This window comes from Chromobacterium subtsugae (assembly GCF_035919665.1).
Taxonomy (GTDB): Bacteria; Pseudomonadota; Gammaproteobacteria; order Burkholderiales; family Chromobacteriaceae; genus Chromobacterium; species Chromobacterium subtsugae.
Genome location: NZ_CP142381.1, coordinates 3,032,369 through 3,051,582, shown reverse-complemented (window position 1 = coordinate 3,051,582; position 19,214 = coordinate 3,032,369). Strand labels below are relative to the sequence as shown.

The window sequence follows — 19,214 nt, the reverse complement described above, 5'->3', positions numbered from 1 at the left end:
GCTGTGTGTGGGTCAGGCTTGCGCCGCCGCCAGGAAATCCTGAGCGAAGCGCTGCAATACGCCGCCAGCCTCGTAGATCGACACTTCTTCCGCGGTGTCCAGCCTACAGGTCACGGCGACTTGCACTGTTTCGCCGCTGCGGCGATGGATCACCAGGGCCAGGTCGGCGCGCGGCTGGCGCTGGCCGATCACGTCGTAGGTTTCGGTGCCATCCAGCTGCAAAGTCTTGCGGTTGACGCCGGGCTTGAACTCCAGCGGCAGCACGCCCATTCCAATCAAGTTAGTCCGGTGGATGCGCTCGAAGCCTTCGGCGGCGATGGCCTCCACGCCCGCCAGCCGCACGCCCTTGGCCGCCCAGTCGCGCGAGCTGCCCTGGCCGTAGTCGGCGCCGGCGACGATGATCAGCGGCTGCTTGCGGTCCATATAGGTTTCGATGGCTTCCCACATCCGCATCACCTTGCCTTCCGGCTCCACTCGGGCCAGCGAGCCCTTTTGCACCTCGCCGTCCACCACGGCCATTTCATTGACCAACTGCGGGTTGGCGAAGGTGGCGCGCTGCGCGGTCAGGTGGTCGCCGCGGTGGGTGGCGTAGGAATTGAAATCCTCTTCCGGCAGGCCCATCTTGGCCAGGTACTCGCCGGCGGCGGAGCTGGCCAGGATGGCGTTGGACGGCGACAGGTGGTCGGTGGTGATGTTGTCCGGCAGCAAGGCGAGCGGGCGCATGCCCTTCAGCGTGCGCTCGCCGGCCAGCGCGCCCTCCCAGTATGGCGGGCGGCGGATATAGGTGCTCTGCGGCCGCCAGGCGTACAGCGGGCTGGCTTTGGCGGCGCTGTCGCGGTGGATGGCGAACATCGGCTCGTACACTTGGCGGAACTGCTCCGGCTTCACCGATTGCTTCAGCACCGCGTCGATTTCGGCGTCGGACGGCCAGATGTCCTGCAGGCGGATTTCCTTGCCGTCGGCGATGCCCAAGACGTCTTTTTCGATGTCGAAGCGCATGGTGCCGGCGATGGCGTAGGCGATCACCAGCGGCGGCGAGGCCAGGAAAGCCTGCTTGGCATACGGATGGATGCGGCCGTCGAAGTTGCGGTTGCCGGACAGCACCGCCGTCGCGTACAGGTCGCGGTCTAGGATTTCCTGCTGGATTTTCGCATCCAGCGCGCCGGACATGCCGTTGCAGGTGGTGCAGGCGAAGGCGACGATGCCGAAGCCCAGCTGTTCCAGTTCGGACAGCAGGCCGGCTTCCTTCAAATACAGTTCCACCGCCTTGGAGCCGGGCGCGAGCGAAGACTTGACCCACGGTTTGCGCACTAGGCCCAGCTTGTTGGCGTTGCGCGCCAACAGGCCGGCGGCGATCACATTGCGCGGATTGCTGGTGTTGGTGCAGCTGGTGATGGCGGCGATGATCACCGCGCCGTCCGGCAGCAGGCCCTGCGCCTCTTGTTCGCGCGCCTGGGCCAGATTGACCGCGATGCCGCGTTCTGCCAGCGCCGACACCGGCAGCCGCTTGTGCGGGTTGGACGGGCCGGCCAGATTACGGACCACGCTGGAGAGGTCAAATGTGAGTAGGCGCTCGTATTCTGCCGTTTTCAGGCTGTCCGCCCACAGGCCGGCGGTCTTGGCGTAGGTTTCCACCAGCTTCACCTGCTCGTCGCTGCGGCCGGTCAGTTTCAGGTAATCGATAGTCTGCTGGTCGATGAAGAACAGCGCCGCCGTCGCGCCGTACTCCGGCGCCATATTGGAGATGGTGGCGCGGTCGCCCAGCGTCAGCGCCGCCGCGCCTTCGCCGTAAAATTCCAGATACGCGCCGACGACTTTTTGTTGGCGCAGGAATTCGGTCAGCGCCAGCACCATATCGGTGGCGGTGATGCCGGCGGCCGGTTTGCCGGCCAGCTCCACGCCGACGATGTCCGGCAGCCGCATCCACGAGGCGCGGCCCAGCATCACGTTTTCCGCCTCCAGGCCGCCCACGCCGACGGCGATCACACCCAGCGCGTCCACATGCGGGGTGTGGCTGTCGGTGCCGACGCAGGTGTCGGGATAGGCCACGCCCTTGTCGCTGTGAATTACCGGCGACATCTTTTCCAGGTTGATCTGGTGCATGATGCCGTTGCCGGCGGGGATCACGTCCACATTGTCGAAGGCGGACTTGGTCCAATCGATGAAGTGGAAGCGGTCCTCGTTGCGCCTGTCCTCTATCGCGCGGTTTTTTTCGAAGGCTCGCGGGTCGAAGCCGCCGCACTCCACCGCCAGCGAGTGGTCGACGATCAATTGCACCGGCACCACCGGGTTGACCTGGGCCGGGTCGCCGCCTTGGTCGGCGATGGCGTCGCGCAGGCCGGCCAGGTCCACCAACGCGGTCTGGCCCAGGATGTCGTGGCAGACCACGCGCGCGGGGAACCAGGGGAAATCGCGCTCGCGCTTGCGATAGACGATTTGTTCCAGGCATTCGGTCAGGGCTGCCGGCTCGCAACGGCGGACCAGGTTTTCGGCGTGGATGCGGCCGGTGTAGGGCAGCTTGTCCCAGGCGCCGGGCTGGATGGCCTCCACGGCGGCGCGGGCGTCGAAATAGTCGAGCCCGGTGCCGGGCAGGGCGGTGCGGTATTGGCGGTTCATGTCTGTCTTTCGCTCAGTCGCGGCCGCTGTCGGGCAGCCGTTGCAGAAAGTCGCTGTAATGAATGGTGAAGCCTTGCTCGTCGACGATGATGTCGGCGGCGAAGCCGGGCGATTGGTAGCGGTAGCAGGCCAGCCCGTCGCGGTCCGGCAGGCGGGTGTAGCGCTGCGGGCAGCGCGTCGGCTTTAGGCTGGGCAGGCGCACGAACAGCATGGAAAGTTCGACGCTGTCGCCGACGCCCAGTTTCAGGCGGCGGATCGGGAAGGCGTTGGTCAGGCCGCAGGCCTGCAGGTCCAGTTCCTGGCAGCCGTCCCAGGCCGGCTGGGCCTGGCCGTTGAGCAGCCAGCGGCCGCTTTCGGTGTGCTGCAGCGTCAGTTGCCTGGGTTCGGGGGCGGAAACGTCGATGTGGGCGTGGCTGAGCCGGCCGTGATGGTCCAGCTGCATCCGGTAGCGCAGGCTGGCGCCGCTGTCGGCGTGCAGCAGGCTGCCGCTGGCGGAAAGAGACAGGCCTGAGCCGGTTTCGAGCTGGACTTGCTCCAGCCCGGGACAATCCAGGCGCTGCCAGAACAACGATTGCTTCATTCACTGCTCCGAAATGGCCGGCGCGGCCGGAGGGCCGCGCCGCTTGCGTCAATGGCTCAACGCTGTTCCAGCGGGATGTAGGCCTGGTCTTCCGGGCCGATGTAGTTGGCCGACGGGCGGATGATTTTGCCGTCCTGGCGTTGCTCGATCACGTGCGCGCTCCAGCCGCTGGTGCGGGCGATCACGAACAGCGGGGTGAACATCGCGGTCGGCACGCCCATCGCGTAGTAGCTGACGGCGGAGAACCAGTCGAGATTCGGGAACATTTTCTTGACGTCCCACATCACGCTTTCCAGACGTTCGGCGATGTCGAACATCTTCATGTCCTGGTTTTGCCGGGACAGTTCGCGCGCCACTTCCTTGATCACCACGTTGCGCGGGTCGGACACGGTGTAGACCGGGTGGCCGAAGCCGATGACCACTTCCTTGCGCTCGACGCGGGCGCGGATGTCGGCCTCGGCTTCGTCCGGGCTTTCATAGCGCTGCTGGATTTCGAACGCCACTTCGTTGGCGCCGCCGTGCTTGGGGCCGCGCAGCGCGCCGATGGCGCCGGTGATGGCGCTGTGCATGTCGGAGCCGGTGCCGGCGATGACGCGGGCGGCGAAGGTGGAAGCGTTGAATTCGTGCTCGGCGTACAGGTTCAGCGAGGTGTGCATCGCCCGCACCCATTCCTGGGGTGGCTTGACTCCATGCAGCAGATGCAGGAAGTGGCCGCCTATGCTGTCGTCGTCGGTTTCGACGTCGATGCGCTTGCCGTTGTGGCTGTAGTGGTGCCAGTAGAGCAGGATGGAGCCGAACGAGGCCATCAGGCGGTCGGCGATGTCGCGCGCGCCGGCCAGGTTGTGGTCGTCCTTCTCCGGCAGCGCGCAACCCAAGGCGGACGCGCCGCTGCGCATCACGTCCATCGGGTGGGCGCTGGCCGGCAGCGCCTCCAGCACCGCTTTTACCGAAGCCGGCAGGCCGCGCAGCGATTTCAGCTTTTTCTTGTAGCCGGCCAGTTCCGCCTGGTTCGGCAGCTTGCCGTGAACCAGCAGGTAGGCCACTTCCTCGAATTCGGCCTTGTCGGCCAAATCGAGGATGTCGTAGCCGCGGTAGTGCAGGTCGTTGCCGCTGCGGCCGACGGTGCACAGCGCGGTGTTGCCGGCGGCGACGCCGGACAGGGCGACGGATTTTTTCGGTTTGCCGGTGAGAACCACTTCAGTCATGCCACTTCTCCTTGTGTAGACAATGGGCAAAGCTGCTGCCGTTTTCTGCTGTTGTTGTCGCTTGCGCCTGGGGCCGGGCTTATTGCTTGCCGGCGGCGAACAGGGCGTCGAGCTTTTGTTCGTAATCGTGGTAGCCCAGGTGGTCGTACAGGTCCATCCGGGTCTGCATGGTGTCCAGCACCGCCCGCTGGGTGCCGTCGCGGCGGATGGCGCCGTACACGGCGAGCGCGGCCTGGCTCATCGCGCGGAAGGCCGACAGCGGATACAGCACCAGGCCGACGCCGTTGGCGCCCAATTCCGCGGTGGTGTAAAGCGGGGTCGAGCCGAATTCGGTGATATTGGCCAGTACCGGCACTTTCACCGCTTCGGCAAACTGCTGGTACATGGCGAGGTCGGTCATCGCTTCCGGGAAAATCATGTCGGCGCCGGCTTCCACGCAGGCGACTGCGCGTTCGATGGCGGCGTCCAGGCCTTCCACCGCCAGCGCGTCGGTGCGCGCCATGATGACGAAGCTGTCGTCGCGGCGGGCGTCGGTGGCGGCCTTGATGCGGTCCACCATCTCATCCTGCGATACGATGGCCTTGTTGGGGCGGTGGCCGCAACGTTTTTGCTGCACCTGGTCTTCGATATGGACGGCGGCGGCGCCGGCCTTTTCCAGGCTGCGCACCGCGCGGGCGATGTTGAAAGCGCCGCCCCAGCCGGTGTCGATGTCCACCAGCAGCGGCAGGTCGCTCGCGTCGGTGATGCGGCGCACGTCGATCAGCACGTCTTCCAGCGTGGTGATGCCGAGGTCGGGAATGCCGCAGGAGGCCGCGGCCACGCCGCCGCCCGACAAGTACAGGGCCTTGAAACCGGAGTGTTCGGCCAAACGTGCGGAATAGGCGTTGATCGCCCCTACCACCTGCAATGGTTTTTCTGCGGCCACGGCCTGGCGGAAACGCTGCCCGGGAGTGTTCATGGAGTGCTCCTGATGGTAGGGATGGGGTAGTTGCTTGTCATTCAAGCAAGTGCTTGGTTGGAGTGTAATTGCTCCACAAAATGCTGGCAATAGTTGTCAAACGGATATTCAAGTTTTGCCGCGACAGTGATATGTTTCGCTACGTCCTCGCCAGTGGGAACTCAAGGCAAAGCCTGTGGTCTAGATCACAGTCCACGTACACGACCACATAGAACAGTGGGCAAACCAGGGAGCATAACAACGACATGAGTGATCGGGACATCGATCAACAGTTGGTGGAACGTGCCCAGCGAGGTGAAAAAAGAGCTTTCGATCTGCTTGTTGCCAAGTATCAGCGACGTCTCGCCAGGCTGTTGTCGCGGTTTATCCGCGACGGTTCGGACATCGAGGATGTGACGCAGGAAGCGTTTATCAAAGCGTATCGTGCCTTGCCGTCTTTCCGGGGTGAGAGCGCGTTTTACACATGGCTGTACAGGATCGGCATCAATACTGCCAAGAATTTCCTCAGCGCCAGCGGGCGACGCCCGGTGGTGAACAGCGAGATCGAGGACGAGGATGGCGAGAGCTTCGACATGGCGTCGCAGATTCCCGACATGAACACGCCCGAAACCGAGCTGATGAACAAGGAGATTCTGGCGACGGTCAACGCCGCCGTGGAGGCTTTGCCGGAGGAACTGCGCACCGCCATTTCGCTCAGAGAAATGGAGGGCTTGTCCTACGATGAAATCGCCAGGGTGATGGACTGTCCGATAGGCACCGTGCGTTCGCGGATTTTCCGGGCGCGCGAGGCAATTGCTGCTGAGCTCAGGCCTCTGCTGGATACGGCCAAGAACAGAAGGTGGTAAGTATGAAAGAAACGATATCCGCGCTGATGGATGGCGAGCTGGACGGAACAGAAGCCGACAAGGCGCTTTCCGCCATCGCCGCTGACAAGGACCTGGATGCGGCCTGGGACCAATATCACCTGATCGGAGACGCGATGCGCTCCAATCGCATGGCGGGGCTGAATGTGCGCGCCAAGGTGGCCGAGCGCATGGTGGACGAGCCGACGGTGCTCGCGCCGCGCCGCTGGATGCGGCCGCGCCGCGCCCGGGCGGCCAGCGCGGTGGCCTTGGCTGCCAGCGTCAGCTTCGCGGCGGTGGTGGGCTGGCAGCAGCTCGCCCACCGCTCCGCGCCGGCTTCGGCCATCGCGGACCGGGGCGTGCCGGTGCAGATCGCCCAGCCGGCGATGGAGCAGGACGATCCCTATGTGCTGGCGCACCAGGAAGTGACCGCCGACCAGAGCGTGATGCGCGTGTCTTACGGAAACGGAGCTCGCCACTGATGCGTGTCGTTCCTCTGATTGGCGTGTTGATGTTCGGGGCCGCCTGCGCGGCCCATGCTGAGGATGACATGCAGCTGTTGCGCAACGTCGGCAATGCCGGACGGCAGCAGGCGCTGGATGGCACCTATCTGCATCAGATGAACGGCATGTTGGAAACCTTCCGCATCGTCCGCCAGGGGCAAGGCGACGGGGTGCGCGAGAAGCGCGTCTCGTTGGACGGCCCCTCGCGCGAGGTGGTGCGAAACGGCGGCGAACTGACCTGTTTCGCGCCCGACAAGCGCGCGCTGATGGCGTGCAAGATCAGCGCGATGCGGCTGTTCCCGGCCTTGCTGCCGGACGATCTGGAAGACATCACCCGTTCCTACGTGCTCAAGCGCACCGGTTCGGACCGGGTGGCGAAGCGCGATTGCCAGTGGCTGGATCTGCAGCCGCGCGATCCGCAGCGCTACTCGATGCGGATGTGCATCGAGCCCAGCACCTACCTGCCCTTGAAAGTGATCACCCTGTCGCCGCGCGGCGACTCGGTGGAGCAATTCACTTTCACCGAGGTGGAGCTGGCCGGCGCGAAGGACAAGAAGGCGTACAAGCCGCGGCTGGCGCAGAAGTTCCTGCTGCGGCCGGCCAAGGCGCCGGTGGGCGCTGATCCGTCGGTGTCGCAGAACGAGGTGAGCGGTCTGCCGCAAGGTTTCCGCTTGCTGCGTTCGGTGCAGCGCGTGCTGCCGGGGCAGGGCGGCAAGCCGGTGCGCCATCTGGTGCTGTCGGACGGCCTGGTGATGCTGTCGGTATTCGTCGAGCCGCCGCCGCCTGAGAACGCCAGGCTGGAGCGGGTGGGCAATCTGCACGGCGCCATCAATATGGCCACCAGCTATCAGGGCGACATGCAGCTGACTGCGGTGGGCGATATGCCGCAGACGGCGATGATGGCGCTGCTCAAAGGCCTGCACATCAATGGCAAGAACGATTGAGCCTGCGATGCGTGAAGCCTCGGTGGCTGCGGACGTAAGCGGCGCGGCTGCGCCGGGAGCGTCCTTCGGCTGAAGTGGTTCGGCTGGCCGTTTTCATTGCCGGGTGCGATGAGAGCGGCCAGTTTTGCGTGCCGCGCCTGTCGGCGCCGCGCTTGATGGGAAATGACCGGGCGTCCTGATGGGCGGCGGTCTGCTTGATTCTGGCTGCCGGCTATCGCCGGAAACTCAATCCACAACACATCCAAGATGGAGCGCACATGTCGGTTAAAAAACTGATCATTTCCGTAATGCTGTCGGCATCTTTCTTTGCCGCCCAGCTGCCTGCCGCCATGGCGGCTGAGCTGCCGGATTTCAGCGGTATCGTCGAAAGCGAGGGCAAGGCGGTGGTCAATATCAGCACCACCTCAATGGTGAAGGAGGCGACGGCGGATGTGCCGGAGGGAATGGAGGGCGATCCGTTCTTCGAATTCTTCCGCCGTTTCGCGCCGCCGCGTCAGCAGGAACGCCAAGAGAATTCGCTGGGCTCGGGCTTCATCATCTCTTCCGACGGTTATGTGCTGACCAATGCGCACGTGGTGGCGCGCGCGGAGAAGATCACGGTCAAGCTGACGGACAAGCGCGAATACCAGGCGCGGGTGATAGGCTCTGACGCCCGCTCCGACGTGGCCTTGATCAAGATTGACGCCAATAATCTGCCGGTGGTGCGCCGCGCCGACCCCAAGACGCTGAAAGTGGGCGAGTGGGTGCTGGCCATCGGCTCGCCTTTCGGTTTCGAGAACACCGCCACTTCCGGCATCGTGTCCGGCAAGAACCGCCAGCTGCCGGACGAGAGCTCGGTGCAGTTCATCCAGACCGACGCGGCGGTGAATCCCGGCAACTCCGGCGGACCGCTGTTCAATATGCGCGGCGAGGTGGTGGGCATCAACTCGCAGATCTATAGCCGCTCCGGCGGCTTCATGGGCATCTCCTTCGCCATCCCGATCGACACCGCGATGAATGTGGCGGACCAGCTGAAGGCCAAGGGCAAGGTGACCCGCAGCCGCATCGGCGTGGTGATCCAGGAGTTGAGCAAGGACCTGGCGGCTTCGTTCGGGCTGGCGAAGCCCAGCGGCGCGCTGGTGAACGCGCTGGACCCGAAAGGTCCGGCGCAGAAGGCGGGCCTGAAGGCGGGCGACATCATCGTCAAGGTCAACGGCCAGGATGTGAATTCCGGCGGCGATCTGCAGCGGCTGATCAGCGACATGCCGCCGGGCAAGGCCATCGCACTGGATATCTGGCGCAACCGCGCGCCGCTGAGCATCAAGGTGGTGCCGGAAGAGCTGAAGGCAGAAGACGCGCGGGTGGCGCAGCGCGAATACCGCAAGCCGGGTTCGGAAAACGAGCAGAGTCTGGCCCAGATCGGCCTGCGCCTGCAGGAGCTGAGCCCCGCCCAGCTGCAGCGCGCCGGCATTGCGTATGGCCTCTTGGTGCGCCAGGCCAACGGCGTGGCGCTGCGCGCCGGCATCCAGCCGGGCGACGTCATCGTCGGCATCGGCAGCGATCCGCTGCAAAGCTTCGCCCAACTGAAGAAGGCCTTGGAGCAGGCGAAGAACGGCGGCACGGTGGCCTTGCAGGTGATGCGCCAGGGCATGGTACAGTTCGTGCCTTTGACGATAGGCGAGGCCAAGTGAAGCTGACATTGTATTTTCGCGAGTACTGCAGCCTGTGCCACCAGATGCTGGCCGAGCTCGCGCCGTGGCGGCAACGCTACGGCTTCGAGCTGGAAGTGCTGGATGTGGATGCCGACCCGGCGCTGGAGGCCCGTTTCAACGAATTGGTGCCGGTGCTGATGGATGGCGAGGCCGAAATCTGCCATTGGCATCTGGATGCTGCGAGATTGGCTGCACACTTGGGCGAAATCGGCTAAAATCCGCGCCAGTGTGAGTTAAACCGGGGGCGCGCTGGCCGCGCCCCCGATTGCTGATCGGCTTCCGGCAGCCGTCGGACGCGCCAGGATCATGGCCCTCCGCCGGCGCGCCTCCGGAGCGGCCATCCGTCAGCAGCCTCGGGCACGCGCGCGTGCCCTTATCTTTTGCTGGAAACCGATGAAGAACATCCGAAATTTTTCGATCATTGCCCATATCGACCACGGTAAATCCACCCTGGCCGACCGCTTCATTCAATTCTGCGGGGGCCTGGAGCTGCGCGAAATGAGCGCCCAGGTGCTCGACTCGATGGACATCGAGAAAGAGCGCGGCATCACGATCAAGGCGCAGACCGCCGCGCTGACCTACAAGGCGCGCGACGGCCAGATCTACAATCTCAATCTGATCGACACCCCGGGGCACGTGGACTTCAGCTACGAAGTGTCGCGCTCGCTGTCCGCCTGCGAAGGCGCGCTGCTGGTGGTGGACGCGTCGCAAGGCGTGGAAGCCCAGACCGTGGCCAACTGCTACACCGCCATCGAGCTGGGCGTGGAAGTGGTGCCGGTGCTGAACAAGATCGACCTGCCGGCGGCCGACCCGGAGCGCATCTCGCAGGAAATCGAAGACATCATCGGCATCGAGGCGGTGGACGCGGTGCGCGCGTCGGCCAAGTCCGGCATCGGCATCGAAGACATCCTGGAAGAAGTGGTCAGCAAGATCCCGCCGCCGCAGGGCAATCCGGACGGCCCGCTGAAGGCGCTGATCGTCGACTCCTGGTTCGACAACTACGTCGGCGTGGTGATGCTGGTGCGGGTGATCGACGGCTCGCTGAAGCCGAAGGACAAGATCAAGTTCATGGCCACCGGCGCCGAGCACCTGTGCGAACAGGTGGGCGTGTTCACGCCGAAATCGGTGCAGAAACCCAGCCTGAGCGCCGGCGAAGTGGGCTTCGTCATCGCCGGCATCAAGGAATTGAAATCGGCCAAGGTCGGCGACACCATCACCCTGGTGAACAACCAGGCCGCCGAGGCGCTGCCGGGCTTCAAGGACGTGCAGTCGCAGGTATTTGCCGGCCTGTACCCGGTGGAAAGCCACGATTACGAAGCGCTGCGCGACGCGCTGGAAAAGCTGCAGCTGAACGACGCCTCGCTGAAGTACGAACCGGAAGTGTCGCAGGCGCTGGGTTTCGGCTTCCGTTGCGGCTTCCTCGGCCTCCTGCACCTGGAGATCGTCCAGGAGCGGCTGGAGCGCGAGTTCGACATGGACCTGATCACCACCGCGCCGACGGTGAACTACGAAGTGGTGATGAAGGACGGCACGGTGGAAGTGGTGTCCAACCCGTCGCGGATGCCGGATTCCGGCAAGTATGAAGATTTGCGCGAACCCATCATCACCTCCACCATTCTGGTGCCGCAGGACTATGTCGGCGCGGTGATGACGCTGTGCAACCAGAAGCGCGGCTCGCAGCGCAATATGCAGTACATGGGCCGCCAGGTGATGCTGACCTACGACCTGCCGATGAACGAAGTGGTGATGGACTTCTTCGACAAGCTCAAGTCCACCAGCCGAGGCTACGCCTCGCTCGACTACGAGTTCAAGGAATTCCAGAGCGCCGACCTGGTCAAGCTGGACGTGCTGGTCAACGGCGAGAAGGTGGATGCCTTGAGCCTGATCGTGCACCGCGCTTCCAGCGTGTACCGCGGCCGCGAGCTGGTGTCCAAGATGCGCGAATTGATCCCGCGCCAGATGTTCGACATCGCGGTGCAGGCGGCCATCGGCGGCCACATCATCGCCCGCGAAACGGTGAAGGCGCTGCGCAAGAACGTGTTGGCCAAGTGCTACGGCGGCGACATCACCCGTAAGAAAAAGCTGCTGGAAAAACAAAAGGCCGGCAAGAAGCGGATGAAGCAGGTCGGCAACGTGGAAATCCCGCAAGAGGCTTTCCTGGCGATTCTTCAAGTAGGGGACAAATAAGTGGGTGCAAACTTGTTCTGGGGGTTCGTGGCGGCGGCCGTGGTCGGCGCCATCCTGGTGGCGCTGGGCGGCAAGAAGCAGGACGGCGACAAGGACTGGCCGCAGTCCGTGCAGTGGGGCTATCTGGCCCTGGTGATCGGCGGCTTCGGCCTGCTGTCCAGCTATATGAGCTTTACCGCGGTCATGCTGGTGTTCGTGCTGATCACCGGCGTGGTCTGGGCCCTGGACAAGTGGCTGCTGGCGAAGAAGCGCGCCGCCAGCGGCGCCCAGCCGGGACATTTCGTCGATTACTCGCGCGGCTTCTTCCCGGTGATCCTGGTGGTGTTCGTGCTGCGCTCCTTCCTGGTGGAGCCGTTCCAGATTCCGTCCAGCTCGATGCGTCCGGGCCTGGTGGTCGGCGATTTCATCCTGGTGAACAAGTTCACTTACGGCATCCGCGTGCCGGTGCTGAACAATGTGCTGATCCCGGTGAACAAGGTGGAGCACGGCGACGTGGTGGTGTTCAACTACCCGCCGGAACCGAAGATCAACTACATCAAGCGCGTGATCGGCCTGCCGGGCGACACGGTGGAATACCGCAACAAGCGGCTCACCATCAACGGCAAGCCGCTGCAGGATGTGCCGGACGGCAGCTATGACTACCTGGAAAAGGACTTGGGCCTGCAGACCATCACGGCCAATCAATACCGCGAAAGTCAGGCCGGCAAGACCTACCATGTATTGAACAATGTCGGCACGCCGGTGGTGGCGCTTAGCCAGGTGCGAGATTTCGACTACCGCGACAACTGCCGCTATGACGAGGACGGCTTCGTCTGCAAGGTGCCGCAGGGCCACTACTTCATGATGGGCGACAACCGCGACAACAGCTCCGACGGCCGCTACTGGGGCTTCGTCGACGACAAGCTGATGGTGGGCAAGGCCTTCATGATCTGGATGAACTTCGGCAATCTGTCGCGTATCGGCACCCAGGTAAAATAACTCAAGGCCGCGCGGGCGGCCATGACCAGGAGAGGCGCATGAGGCAGCAGAAAGGTTTGTCGGTAATTGCGGTTTTGTTGGTTCTGGCCCTCGTCGGCTTCGCGCTGTTGCTGGTGTTCAAGGTGGTGCCGGTTTATTCCGAATACGGCGACGTCAAGTCGTCGCTGAGCGCGCTGTCCACCGAGACCAATGTCGGCGAGCATACGCTGCGCCAGGAGTTCGACGCCAAGGCCAGCGTGGCCGGAATCGTCTCGATCAAGGGCGACAACCTGATCGTGGTCGCCGGCGGCAACGGCAACTATCTGCGTGCCCAGTATCACCGCGAGGTGCCGCTGTTCGGCAACGTCAGCCTGCTTTTCAATTTCGACACCCAGGCAGGTCAACCGCCTGCCCAATAACAACATCGTGACCCAAATCGACAACCGTTTCCGGCGCCTGTCCCAGGCGCTGGATTATGCTTTCCAGAAACCGGAATTGCTGCGCCAGGCCCTGACGCACCGCAGCTACAGCAGCGCCAACAACGAGCGCTTCGAGTTCGTCGGCGACAGCATTCTCAATTACACCGTGGCGCGGATGCTGTTCGACCAGTTTCCGCAACTGACCGAAGGCGAACTGTCCCGGCTGCGCGCCAACCTGGTCAATCAAAACACCCTGGCCGAAATCGCCCATGAGCTGAAACTGGGCGACTACCTGTACCTGGGCGAGGGCGAGCTGAAAAGCGGCGGCTTCAACCGCCCGTCCATCCTCGCCGACGCGCTGGAGGCGACTTTCGCCGCCGTCAGCTTCGACGCCGACTTCGGCGCCGCCGAACAAGTGGTGCGCCGCCTGTACGACCAGCGGGTGTCGACCATAGACACCACCCGCCAGGCCAAGGACGCCAAGACCCGCTTGCAGGAAGCGCTGCAAGCGCGCAAGCTGCAGTTGCCGAAGTACCGCATCCTGTCGCAGAGCGGCGAGGCGCATGAGCAATGGTTCAAGGTGGAGTGCGACCTGGGCGAGCTGGCCCTGATATCCACCGGCGACGGCGGCAGCCGCCGCGCCGCCGAACAGCAGGCGGCCGAAGCGGCCCTGACCCTGCTGGAACAGAAATTCGCTGCGAGCAAGAAAAAATCATGACCGATACCCCCTTCCACTGCGGCTTTGTCGCCATCGTCGGCCGCCCCAACGTGGGCAAATCGACGCTGATGAACCACCTGATCGGCCAGAAGATCAGCATCACCTCGAAAAAGTCGCAAACCACGCGCCACCGCGTCACCGGCATCCATACCGAAGACGCGGCGCAGTTCGTGTTTGTCGACACCCCGGGCTTCCAGACCTACCACAAGGGCGCGCTGAACGAGGCGCTGAACAAGAGCGTCAAGGATTCGCTCGGCAGCGTCGACTGCGTGCTGTTCCTGCTGGAGGCGATGCGCTTCACCGCCGCCGACAAGGAAGTGATGGCGCTGCTGCCGAAGAAGACCCCGGTGATCCTGGTGGTGAACAAGCTGGACAAGGCCAAGGACAAGCTGACGCTGCAGGCCTTCATCAATGAGGTGACGGCCGAGTTCGAGTTCGCCGGCGTCGAAGTGGTCAGCGCCAAGCACGGCCAGCGCCTGGCCGAGCTGCTGGACCAGGTGCGCCCGCACCTGCCCGAATCCATGCCCTTGTATCCGGAGGACATGGTCACCGACAAGAACGAGCGCTTCCTCGCCGCCGAGATCGTCCGCGAAAAGCTGTTCCGCTATCTGGGCGAAGAGCTGCCCTACGAGATGAACGTCGAAGTGGAAATGTTCGAGATGGACGGCGCGCTGCGCCGCATCCATATCGCGGTGCTGGTGGACAAGGAGCATCAGAAGCCCATCGTCATCGGCAAGGCCGGCGAGAAGCTGAAGAAGATTTCCACCGAGGCCCGCCTCGACATGGAAAAGCTGTTCGACGGCAAGGTATTCCTGCAGGTGTGGGTGAAGGTGAAGTCCGGCTGGGCCGACGATGTCCGCTTCCTGCGCGAGTTCGGCCTGAACTGAGCGGCCGTGGCAGCTTCCATGACAACGCGGCCGCCGCAGGCCTGCTGGGCAGTCAGCCTGGCGGCGGAGGCGGCCCGCTCCGATCCGGCCCGCTGCGTGCTGCGGCTGGCGGCGGCGCAGCCGGGCTATCTGGGCGGCGAAGGCCGAGTCACGTATTGGGATTCGGTCGAGGCCATCGCGGCTTGGCGCGCCCGCGCCGAGCAATTGGCGCGGCAGGGCAGGGGCGCGGATGACGCGGCGCCGGAACTGTCCTTCCTGGTGAGCCGGATCGATCCGCGGGAATCCAGCGCATGAGCCAGCCGGGCCGGGTGGACAAGCAGCCCGCTTACATTCTGCATACCCAGCCTTACCGCGAGACCAGCCTGCTGCTGGAAGTGCTGACTCGCGACCACGGCCGTTTCAGCCTGGTGGCGCGCGGCGCGCGGCGGCCGCGTTCCGACCTGCGCGGCGTGCTGTTGCCGTTCCAGCCGCTGACCCTGTCGTGGTTCGGCAAGGGAGAATTGCGCACGCTGCACGGCGCCGACTGGGACGGCGGGGTGCGGCCCTTGTCCGGCCTGCCGCTGGTCTGCGGCTTTTACCTGAATGAATTGATGATGAAGCTCACGGCGCGGGACGACCCCGAGCCGCGGGCTTTTTCCGTTTACGACGCCGCGGTGCGCGACCTGGCCGCGCGGCCGTCGCTGTCGCCGGTATTGCGCCGCTATGAGTTGCGGCTGAGCCAGGTGCTGGGCTACGCGCCGTCGCTGAAGCGCGACAGCCGCGGCGACGAGATAGACGCCGAGCGCCACTACCTGTGCCGCAACGCGGCCATGCCGGAGCTGGACGAGCAGCCGCATCTGGAGTTGGCCGGCAAGGCGGCGCGGCTGTCCGGCGCGGCGCTGCTGGCGATAGACGCCGACGACTATTCCGAACACGCCACCCGCCGCCAGGCGCGGCAGCTCAGCCGGGTCTGGCTGGACGCCCTGCTGGGCGACGAACCGCTGGCGGCGCGCGAATTATTGCAGGCCATCCAGTCCCTGTCGGACTGATGGCGTCAAGACAAGGGAGAAGCAAATGATATTGTTGGGCGTAAACATCGATCACGTCGCCACCCTGCGCCAGGCGCGCGGCACCCGCTACCCTAGTCCGGTGGAGGCCGCGCTGGTGGCCGAATCCAGCGGCGCCGACCTGATCACGCTGCATCTGCGCGAAGACCGCCGCCATATCCAGGACGCCGACGTGAAGGCGATGCGTCCGGTGCTGAAAACCCGGATGAACCTGGAAATGGCGATGACGGCGGAAATGCTGGCGCATGCGCTGGAAGTGGCGCCGGAAGACGTCTGCCTGGTGCCGGAAAAGCGCGAGGAGGTCACCACCGAAGGCGGCCTGGACGTGCGGGGCCACTTCGACGACGTCAAGCATTACACCGGCAAGCTGGCCGAAGCCGGCATCCGCGTCTCCATCTTCATCGACCCGGACCGCGCGCAGATCCAGAAGGCCCACGACGCCGGCGCGCGCGTGATCGAGCTGCACACCGGCGCCTACGCCGACGCGCCGCACGCCAAGGAACGCGAGGCCGAGCTGGCCCGCATCCGCGAGGCCGCCGCGTTCGGCGCGAGCCTCGGCATGGTGGTCAACGCCGGCCACGGCCTCAACTACCACAACGTCAAGCCCATCGCCGCCATCCCGCAGATCGCGGAACTGAACATCGGCCACGCCATTGTCGCCCACGCGCTGTTCGTCGGTTTCCCGCAGGCGGTGCGCGAGATGAAGGCGCTGATGGACAGCGCCCGCTGATGCCAACCGTCTTCACCCACGCGTTGGCCGGCGCCACGCTGGCCGGCCTGGCCAGCCGCAAGCCGGTCTCCACGCCGGGCATGCTGCCCTGGCTGGCGCTGTGCGGCGCGGCCGCCATGCTGCCGGACCTGGACGTGGTGACTTTCAAGCTGGGCATTCCCTACGAGAGTCCGTGGGGGCACCGCGGCTTTTCCCATTCGCTGGCGGCCGCGGCCTTGATCGCCGGCGTGCTGACCTGGCTGTGCCGCCCGCTCTGGCGGCGGATGGGGCTGAGCGCGGCGGCTGCGGCCACGCTGCTATTCCTGGCGGCGGCTTCGCACGCGGCGTTGGACATGATTTGCGACGCCAGCTTCGGTCCGGCCTTGTTCATGCCTTGGTCCGGCCACCGCTACCTGAGCGACTGGCGCTTGATCGAAGGCTCGCCGCTAGGCCTGAAACGCTGGTTCAGCGCCAAGGGCTGGCGCGTGGTGTATACCGAATTCGCCTACGTCTGGCTGCCGTGCCTGGCGCTGTGGACGGCGCGTTGGCTGTGGCTGCGCCGCGGTAGCGAGGCGCGGGCATGATTTACGGCATCGGCACCGATCTGGTGGAGATCGCCAGGATGGAGGCGTGGTGCCAGCGCTGGGGCGCCAAGGCGGGACGGAGGCTGTTGACGGCGGCGGAACAGGTTGAATTCGCCGCGCATGCCGAACCGGCGCGGTTCCTCGCCAAGCGTTTCGCCGCCAAGGAGGCCTTCGCCAAGGCGCTGGGCACCGGTGTGGTGGCGCCGGCACTGCTGACGGCGATAGGCGTCGGCCATGACGCGCTGGGCAAACCCTTGTTGATTTTGTCGGACGAGCTGGCGGCCTTCGCCGCGTCGCGCGGCGTCGCGCGCATGCATCTGTCCATCAGCGACGAACGCGGCCACGCGCTGGCCTTCGTCGTGCTGGAATCGTAGGGCGGGGGCCGCCGGCACGCGGCAGCCGCGGGAACGGATGGCCCGCCGCCCTTGTCTTTGCAATATCCGTGGCGGCGATGCCTGCCCCTATGGTCGAGGATGAACCATGACCCAAACGACTTTGAATCTGCCGCGCGGCCCGGTGATGGTGGACGTCGCCGGCTTCGCGCTGACCGAACAGGAACGCGCCCGGCTGTCCCATCCGCTGGTGGGGGGGTTGATCCTGTTCCGCCGGAATTTCCAGAACATCGAACAGCTGCGCGCGCTGACCACCGAGATCCGCGCCTTGCGCAGCCCGCACCTGTTGATCGCCGTCGACCACGAAGGCGGCCGCGTGCAGCGCTTCCTGGACGGCTTCACCCGGCTGCCGCCGATGAATGTGCTGGGCGAAGCCTGGGATGAAGACCGCGAACAGGCGCTGAAGCAGGCGGAAACCGTCGGCTACGTGCTGGCGGCCGAGCTGTCCGCCTGCGGCATCGATCTGTCTTTCACCCCGGTGCTGGACCTGAACTGGGAGCGCTGCGCGGTGATCGGCAACCGTTCCTTCCACCGCGATCCGCAAGCGGTGGCGGCGCTGGCCGAGGCGCTGCAGCAGGGGCTGGGCCGCGGCGGCATGATGAGCTGCGGCAAGCACTATCCCGGCCACGGCTATGTGGAAGGCGACAGCCACCACCTGATGCCGCGGGACGAGCGCAGCCTGGCCGAGATCGAACGCGACGACCTGGTGCCGTTCGCCCGCCTGGCTGATGCCGGCATGGGCGCGGTGATGCCGGCCCACGTGCTGTATCCGGCGGTGGATGGCCAACCGGCGGGCTTCTCCAAAGTGTGGCTGAGCGACATCCTGCGCGACAAGATAGGCTTTGACGGCGTGATCTTCTCCGACGCGCTGGACATGGCCGGCGCGGCCGGCGCGGGGACTTACGTGCAGCGCGCCGACGCGGCGCTGGCCGCCGGCTGCGACATGGTGCTGGTCTGCAATCAGCCAGAAGAGGCGGATACGATGCTGGCCGCCCTGGTTCCGCCGCCGCAGCCCAAGTTGGCGGAGCGGCTGGAGCGGATGGCGGCCAAGAGCGGCGCCGAAGATTGGCGGCGCGTGATCGCCACGGCGGATTTCGCCGCCGCGCAGGCGGTGGTCAAGCAACTGGCGATGCCGAAGGACGCGTTGGCCGGTCCGCAAGTGGGCGAGGCGCACTGAAATGCTGCCGGCCAGCCTGGATGAACTGGACGCCATCCGCGACGAATGCCGGGCGCTGGTGAACGGGCGGGCGGCGCTATCGGCTGGTGCCTCGGCTTTGCCCGCGCCTGGGATGGATGTCGCCGCCGACGTGGCCATCCTGCTGCGGCTGATTCCGGCGATCAATCAGCGCTTCGGCGTGGCGCCGGCGCAGATCGCCGGCTACGACGCGGCGCGCAAGCAGCTTCTGTATCAGCTGATCCGCCGCGCCGGCAGCGCGCTGTTGGGCCTGGAAGTCAGCCGCGCGTTGCTGACCGCCATGGTTCGCCGCATCAGCGGGCGCTGGGCCGGCAAGCAGGCGTTGAAGCTGGTGCCGGTGCTGGGCTGGGCGGCCAATGCGGCGATAGGCTTCGCCGCGATGAAATACATCGGCAACAGCCATATCGACGATTGCTACGCCGTGTGCCGGCGCATGCTGGAAGAGGGCGGCGTTAAACCGTGAATAGCCGCTATTCTGAATGGGAAAAATGATTGGAAACAAGCCTTGGCTCAGCTCTTCGCCGCCACCGTGAATCAGCAGACGCTGGGAGAAGCGTCGGAGTCATGATTTCCGTTAGCAAGGCGGATCGGGCATCTCACGAGGAATGTCTCTCGGCATTTGATCAAGCTGCGCCAGCGAGTGAAACTGACGCTGATTTTGTGATCTCATGGATGAATACGAGCGGGTGCCTGGTTGGTTCCGCTCAGGAAACCAAGGATGGATTGCAGTAGTTCTGCAGCATTGATATCCGTGACTTCCGGAAAACGACCGGGAGTACTG

General features: G+C 64.9%; 21 protein-coding genes. 17 read left to right on the top strand and 4 right to left on the bottom strand.

Features of this window, described 5'->3' with window-relative positions:
• Nucleotides 1-12 precede the first annotated feature (12 nt).
• The 4 genes from acnD to prpB all read right to left on the bottom strand — a co-directional run bounded on the left by acnD (nucleotide 13) and on the right by prpB (nucleotide 5,359).
• On the bottom strand, nucleotides 13-2,616 hold the full coding sequence (acnD, locus tag U6115_RS14605; protein WP_043580035.1) for a Fe/S-dependent 2-methylisocitrate dehydratase AcnD: 2,604 nt from the start codon (nucleotides 2,614-2,616) through the stop codon (nucleotides 13-15).
• 13 nt (nucleotides 2,617-2,629) lie between these two features.
• The gene (locus U6115_RS14600) at nucleotides 2,630-3,196 is read right to left on the bottom strand and encodes a putative glycolipid-binding domain-containing protein (protein ID WP_052258365.1); all 567 of its coding nucleotides are present in this window, start codon (nucleotides 3,194-3,196) and stop codon (nucleotides 2,630-2,632) included.
• Between the two features lie 56 nt (nucleotides 3,197-3,252).
• On the bottom strand, nucleotides 3,253-4,401 hold the full coding sequence (gene prpC, locus U6115_RS14595; RefSeq protein ID WP_043580036.1) for a bifunctional 2-methylcitrate synthase/citrate synthase: 1,149 nt from the start codon (nucleotides 4,399-4,401) through the stop codon (nucleotides 3,253-3,255).
• Nucleotides 4,402-4,480: 79 nt separating this feature from the next.
• Nucleotides 4,481-5,359, bottom strand: a complete 879-nt coding sequence (prpB, locus tag U6115_RS14590; RefSeq protein WP_043580037.1) for a methylisocitrate lyase — start codon at nucleotides 5,357-5,359, stop codon at nucleotides 4,481-4,483.
• Between the two features lie 245 nt (nucleotides 5,360-5,604).
• Between prpB and rpoE the strand changes: the two genes are divergently transcribed.
• The 17 genes from rpoE (at nucleotide 5,605) to U6115_RS14505 (ending at nucleotide 18,896) form a co-directional block, all read left to right on the top strand.
• Nucleotides 5,605-6,204 carry an RNA polymerase sigma factor RpoE gene (gene rpoE / locus U6115_RS14585; protein WP_043580038.1) on the top strand — a complete coding sequence of 200 codons (600 nt, stop codon included), beginning with the start codon at nucleotides 5,605-5,607 and terminating at the stop codon, nucleotides 6,202-6,204.
• A gap of 2 nt (nucleotides 6,205-6,206) precedes the next feature.
• Nucleotides 6,207-6,683: a sigma-E factor negative regulatory protein gene (locus U6115_RS14580; protein WP_043580039.1), complete on the top strand. Its 477-nt coding sequence runs from the start codon at nucleotides 6,207-6,209 to the stop codon at nucleotides 6,681-6,683.
• Nucleotides 6,684-6,751: 68 nt separating this feature from the next.
• Complete coding sequence (locus tag U6115_RS14575) at nucleotides 6,752-7,648, top strand: MucB/RseB C-terminal domain-containing protein (RefSeq protein ID WP_230623440.1); 897 nt, start codon at nucleotides 6,752-6,754, stop codon at nucleotides 7,646-7,648.
• A gap of 257 nt (nucleotides 7,649-7,905) precedes the next feature.
• On the top strand, nucleotides 7,906-9,318 hold the full coding sequence (locus U6115_RS14570) for a DegQ family serine endoprotease (RefSeq protein ID WP_043580041.1): 1,413 nt from the start codon (nucleotides 7,906-7,908) through the stop codon (nucleotides 9,316-9,318).
• The gene (locus U6115_RS14565; protein ID WP_043580042.1) at nucleotides 9,315-9,554 is read left to right on the top strand and encodes a glutaredoxin family protein; all 240 of its coding nucleotides are present in this window, start codon (nucleotides 9,315-9,317) and stop codon (nucleotides 9,552-9,554) included. Before U6115_RS14570 ends, U6115_RS14565 begins: the two co-directional genes overlap by 4 nt.
• 178 nt (nucleotides 9,555-9,732) lie before the next feature.
• Nucleotides 9,733-11,526: a translation elongation factor 4 gene (lepA, locus tag U6115_RS14560; protein WP_043580043.1), complete on the top strand. Its 1,794-nt coding sequence runs from the start codon at nucleotides 9,733-9,735 to the stop codon at nucleotides 11,524-11,526.
• Complete coding sequence (lepB, locus tag U6115_RS14555) at nucleotides 11,527-12,504, top strand: signal peptidase I (RefSeq protein WP_043580044.1); 978 nt, start codon at nucleotides 11,527-11,529, stop codon at nucleotides 12,502-12,504.
• Between the two features lie 38 nt (nucleotides 12,505-12,542).
• Entirely contained in the window at nucleotides 12,543-12,902 is a 360-nt protein-coding gene (locus tag U6115_RS14550) for a DUF4845 domain-containing protein (RefSeq protein ID WP_043580045.1), read from the top strand.
• Nucleotides 12,903-12,909: 7 nt separating this feature from the next.
• Nucleotides 12,910-13,620, top strand: coding sequence for a ribonuclease III (gene rnc / locus U6115_RS14545; RefSeq protein ID WP_043580049.1), 711 nt, complete (start codon nucleotides 12,910-12,912; stop codon nucleotides 13,618-13,620).
• A complete protein-coding gene (gene era, locus U6115_RS14540; protein WP_043580050.1) occupies nucleotides 13,617-14,507 on the top strand; it encodes a GTPase Era in 891 nt (296 codons plus the stop codon). Before rnc ends, era begins: the two co-directional genes overlap by 4 nt.
• Before the next feature lie 18 nt (nucleotides 14,508-14,525).
• The gene (locus U6115_RS14535; RefSeq protein ID WP_052258367.1) at nucleotides 14,526-14,801 is read left to right on the top strand and encodes an antibiotic biosynthesis monooxygenase family protein; all 276 of its coding nucleotides are present in this window, start codon (nucleotides 14,526-14,528) and stop codon (nucleotides 14,799-14,801) included.
• On the top strand, nucleotides 14,798-15,535 hold the full coding sequence (gene recO / locus U6115_RS14530; protein ID WP_043580055.1) for a DNA repair protein RecO: 738 nt from the start codon (nucleotides 14,798-14,800) through the stop codon (nucleotides 15,533-15,535). Before U6115_RS14535 ends, recO begins: the two co-directional genes overlap by 4 nt.
• 25 nt (nucleotides 15,536-15,560) lie before the next feature.
• The gene (pdxJ, locus tag U6115_RS14525) at nucleotides 15,561-16,283 is read left to right on the top strand and encodes a pyridoxine 5'-phosphate synthase (RefSeq protein ID WP_043580056.1); all 723 of its coding nucleotides are present in this window, start codon (nucleotides 15,561-15,563) and stop codon (nucleotides 16,281-16,283) included.
• Nucleotides 16,283-16,846 carry a metal-dependent hydrolase gene (locus tag U6115_RS14520; protein WP_043580057.1) on the top strand — a complete coding sequence of 188 codons (564 nt, stop codon included), beginning with the start codon at nucleotides 16,283-16,285 and terminating at the stop codon, nucleotides 16,844-16,846. Before pdxJ ends, U6115_RS14520 begins: the two co-directional genes overlap by 1 nt.
• The gene (acpS, locus tag U6115_RS14515) at nucleotides 16,843-17,220 is read left to right on the top strand and encodes a holo-ACP synthase (protein WP_043580058.1); all 378 of its coding nucleotides are present in this window, start codon (nucleotides 16,843-16,845) and stop codon (nucleotides 17,218-17,220) included. The genes U6115_RS14520 and acpS overlap by 4 nt, the downstream gene beginning before the upstream one ends.
• 106 nt (nucleotides 17,221-17,326) lie before the next feature.
• The gene (gene nagZ, locus U6115_RS14510) at nucleotides 17,327-18,415 is read left to right on the top strand and encodes a beta-N-acetylhexosaminidase (RefSeq protein ID WP_043580061.1); all 1,089 of its coding nucleotides are present in this window, start codon (nucleotides 17,327-17,329) and stop codon (nucleotides 18,413-18,415) included.
• A 1-nt stretch (nucleotide 18,416) separates the two neighbouring features.
• Nucleotides 18,417-18,896, top strand: a complete 480-nt coding sequence (locus U6115_RS14505) for a hypothetical protein (protein WP_043580063.1) — start codon at nucleotides 18,417-18,419, stop codon at nucleotides 18,894-18,896.
• Nucleotides 18,897-19,214: the final 318 nt, after the last annotated feature.

Coding starts and splice junctions, on each gene's coding strand:
- acnD (WP_043580035.1), bottom strand. CDS start 2,616: ATGAACCGCCAATACCGCACCGCCCTGCCCGGCACCGGGCTCGACTAT.
- U6115_RS14600 (WP_052258365.1), bottom strand. CDS start 3,196: ATGAAGCAATCGTTGTTCTGGCAGCGCCTGGATTGTCCCGGGCTGGAG.
- prpC (WP_043580036.1), bottom strand. CDS start 4,401: ATGACTGAAGTGGTTCTCACCGGCAAACCGAAAAAATCCGTCGCCCTG.
- prpB (WP_043580037.1), bottom strand. CDS start 5,359: ATGAACACTCCCGGGCAGCGTTTCCGCCAGGCCGTGGCCGCAGAAAAA.
- rpoE (WP_043580038.1), top strand. CDS start 5,605: ATGAGTGATCGGGACATCGATCAACAGTTGGTGGAACGTGCCCAGCGA.
- U6115_RS14580 (WP_043580039.1), top strand. CDS start 6,207: ATGAAAGAAACGATATCCGCGCTGATGGATGGCGAGCTGGACGGAACA.
- U6115_RS14575 (WP_230623440.1), top strand. CDS start 6,752: ATGCAGCTGTTGCGCAACGTCGGCAATGCCGGACGGCAGCAGGCGCTG.
- U6115_RS14570 (WP_043580041.1), top strand. CDS start 7,906: ATGTCGGTTAAAAAACTGATCATTTCCGTAATGCTGTCGGCATCTTTC.
- lepA (WP_043580043.1), top strand. CDS start 9,733: ATGAAGAACATCCGAAATTTTTCGATCATTGCCCATATCGACCACGGT.
- U6115_RS14550 (WP_043580045.1), top strand. CDS start 12,543: ATGAGGCAGCAGAAAGGTTTGTCGGTAATTGCGGTTTTGTTGGTTCTG.
- era (WP_043580050.1), top strand. CDS start 13,617: ATGACCGATACCCCCTTCCACTGCGGCTTTGTCGCCATCGTCGGCCGC.
- U6115_RS14535 (WP_052258367.1), top strand. CDS start 14,526: ATGACAACGCGGCCGCCGCAGGCCTGCTGGGCAGTCAGCCTGGCGGCG.
- recO (WP_043580055.1), top strand. CDS start 14,798: ATGAGCCAGCCGGGCCGGGTGGACAAGCAGCCCGCTTACATTCTGCAT.
- pdxJ (WP_043580056.1), top strand. CDS start 15,561: ATGATATTGTTGGGCGTAAACATCGATCACGTCGCCACCCTGCGCCAG.
- U6115_RS14520 (WP_043580057.1), top strand. CDS start 16,283: ATGCCAACCGTCTTCACCCACGCGTTGGCCGGCGCCACGCTGGCCGGC.
- acpS (WP_043580058.1), top strand. CDS start 16,843: ATGATTTACGGCATCGGCACCGATCTGGTGGAGATCGCCAGGATGGAG.
- nagZ (WP_043580061.1), top strand. CDS start 17,327: ATGACCCAAACGACTTTGAATCTGCCGCGCGGCCCGGTGATGGTGGAC.
- U6115_RS14505 (WP_043580063.1), top strand. CDS start 18,417: ATGCTGCCGGCCAGCCTGGATGAACTGGACGCCATCCGCGACGAATGC.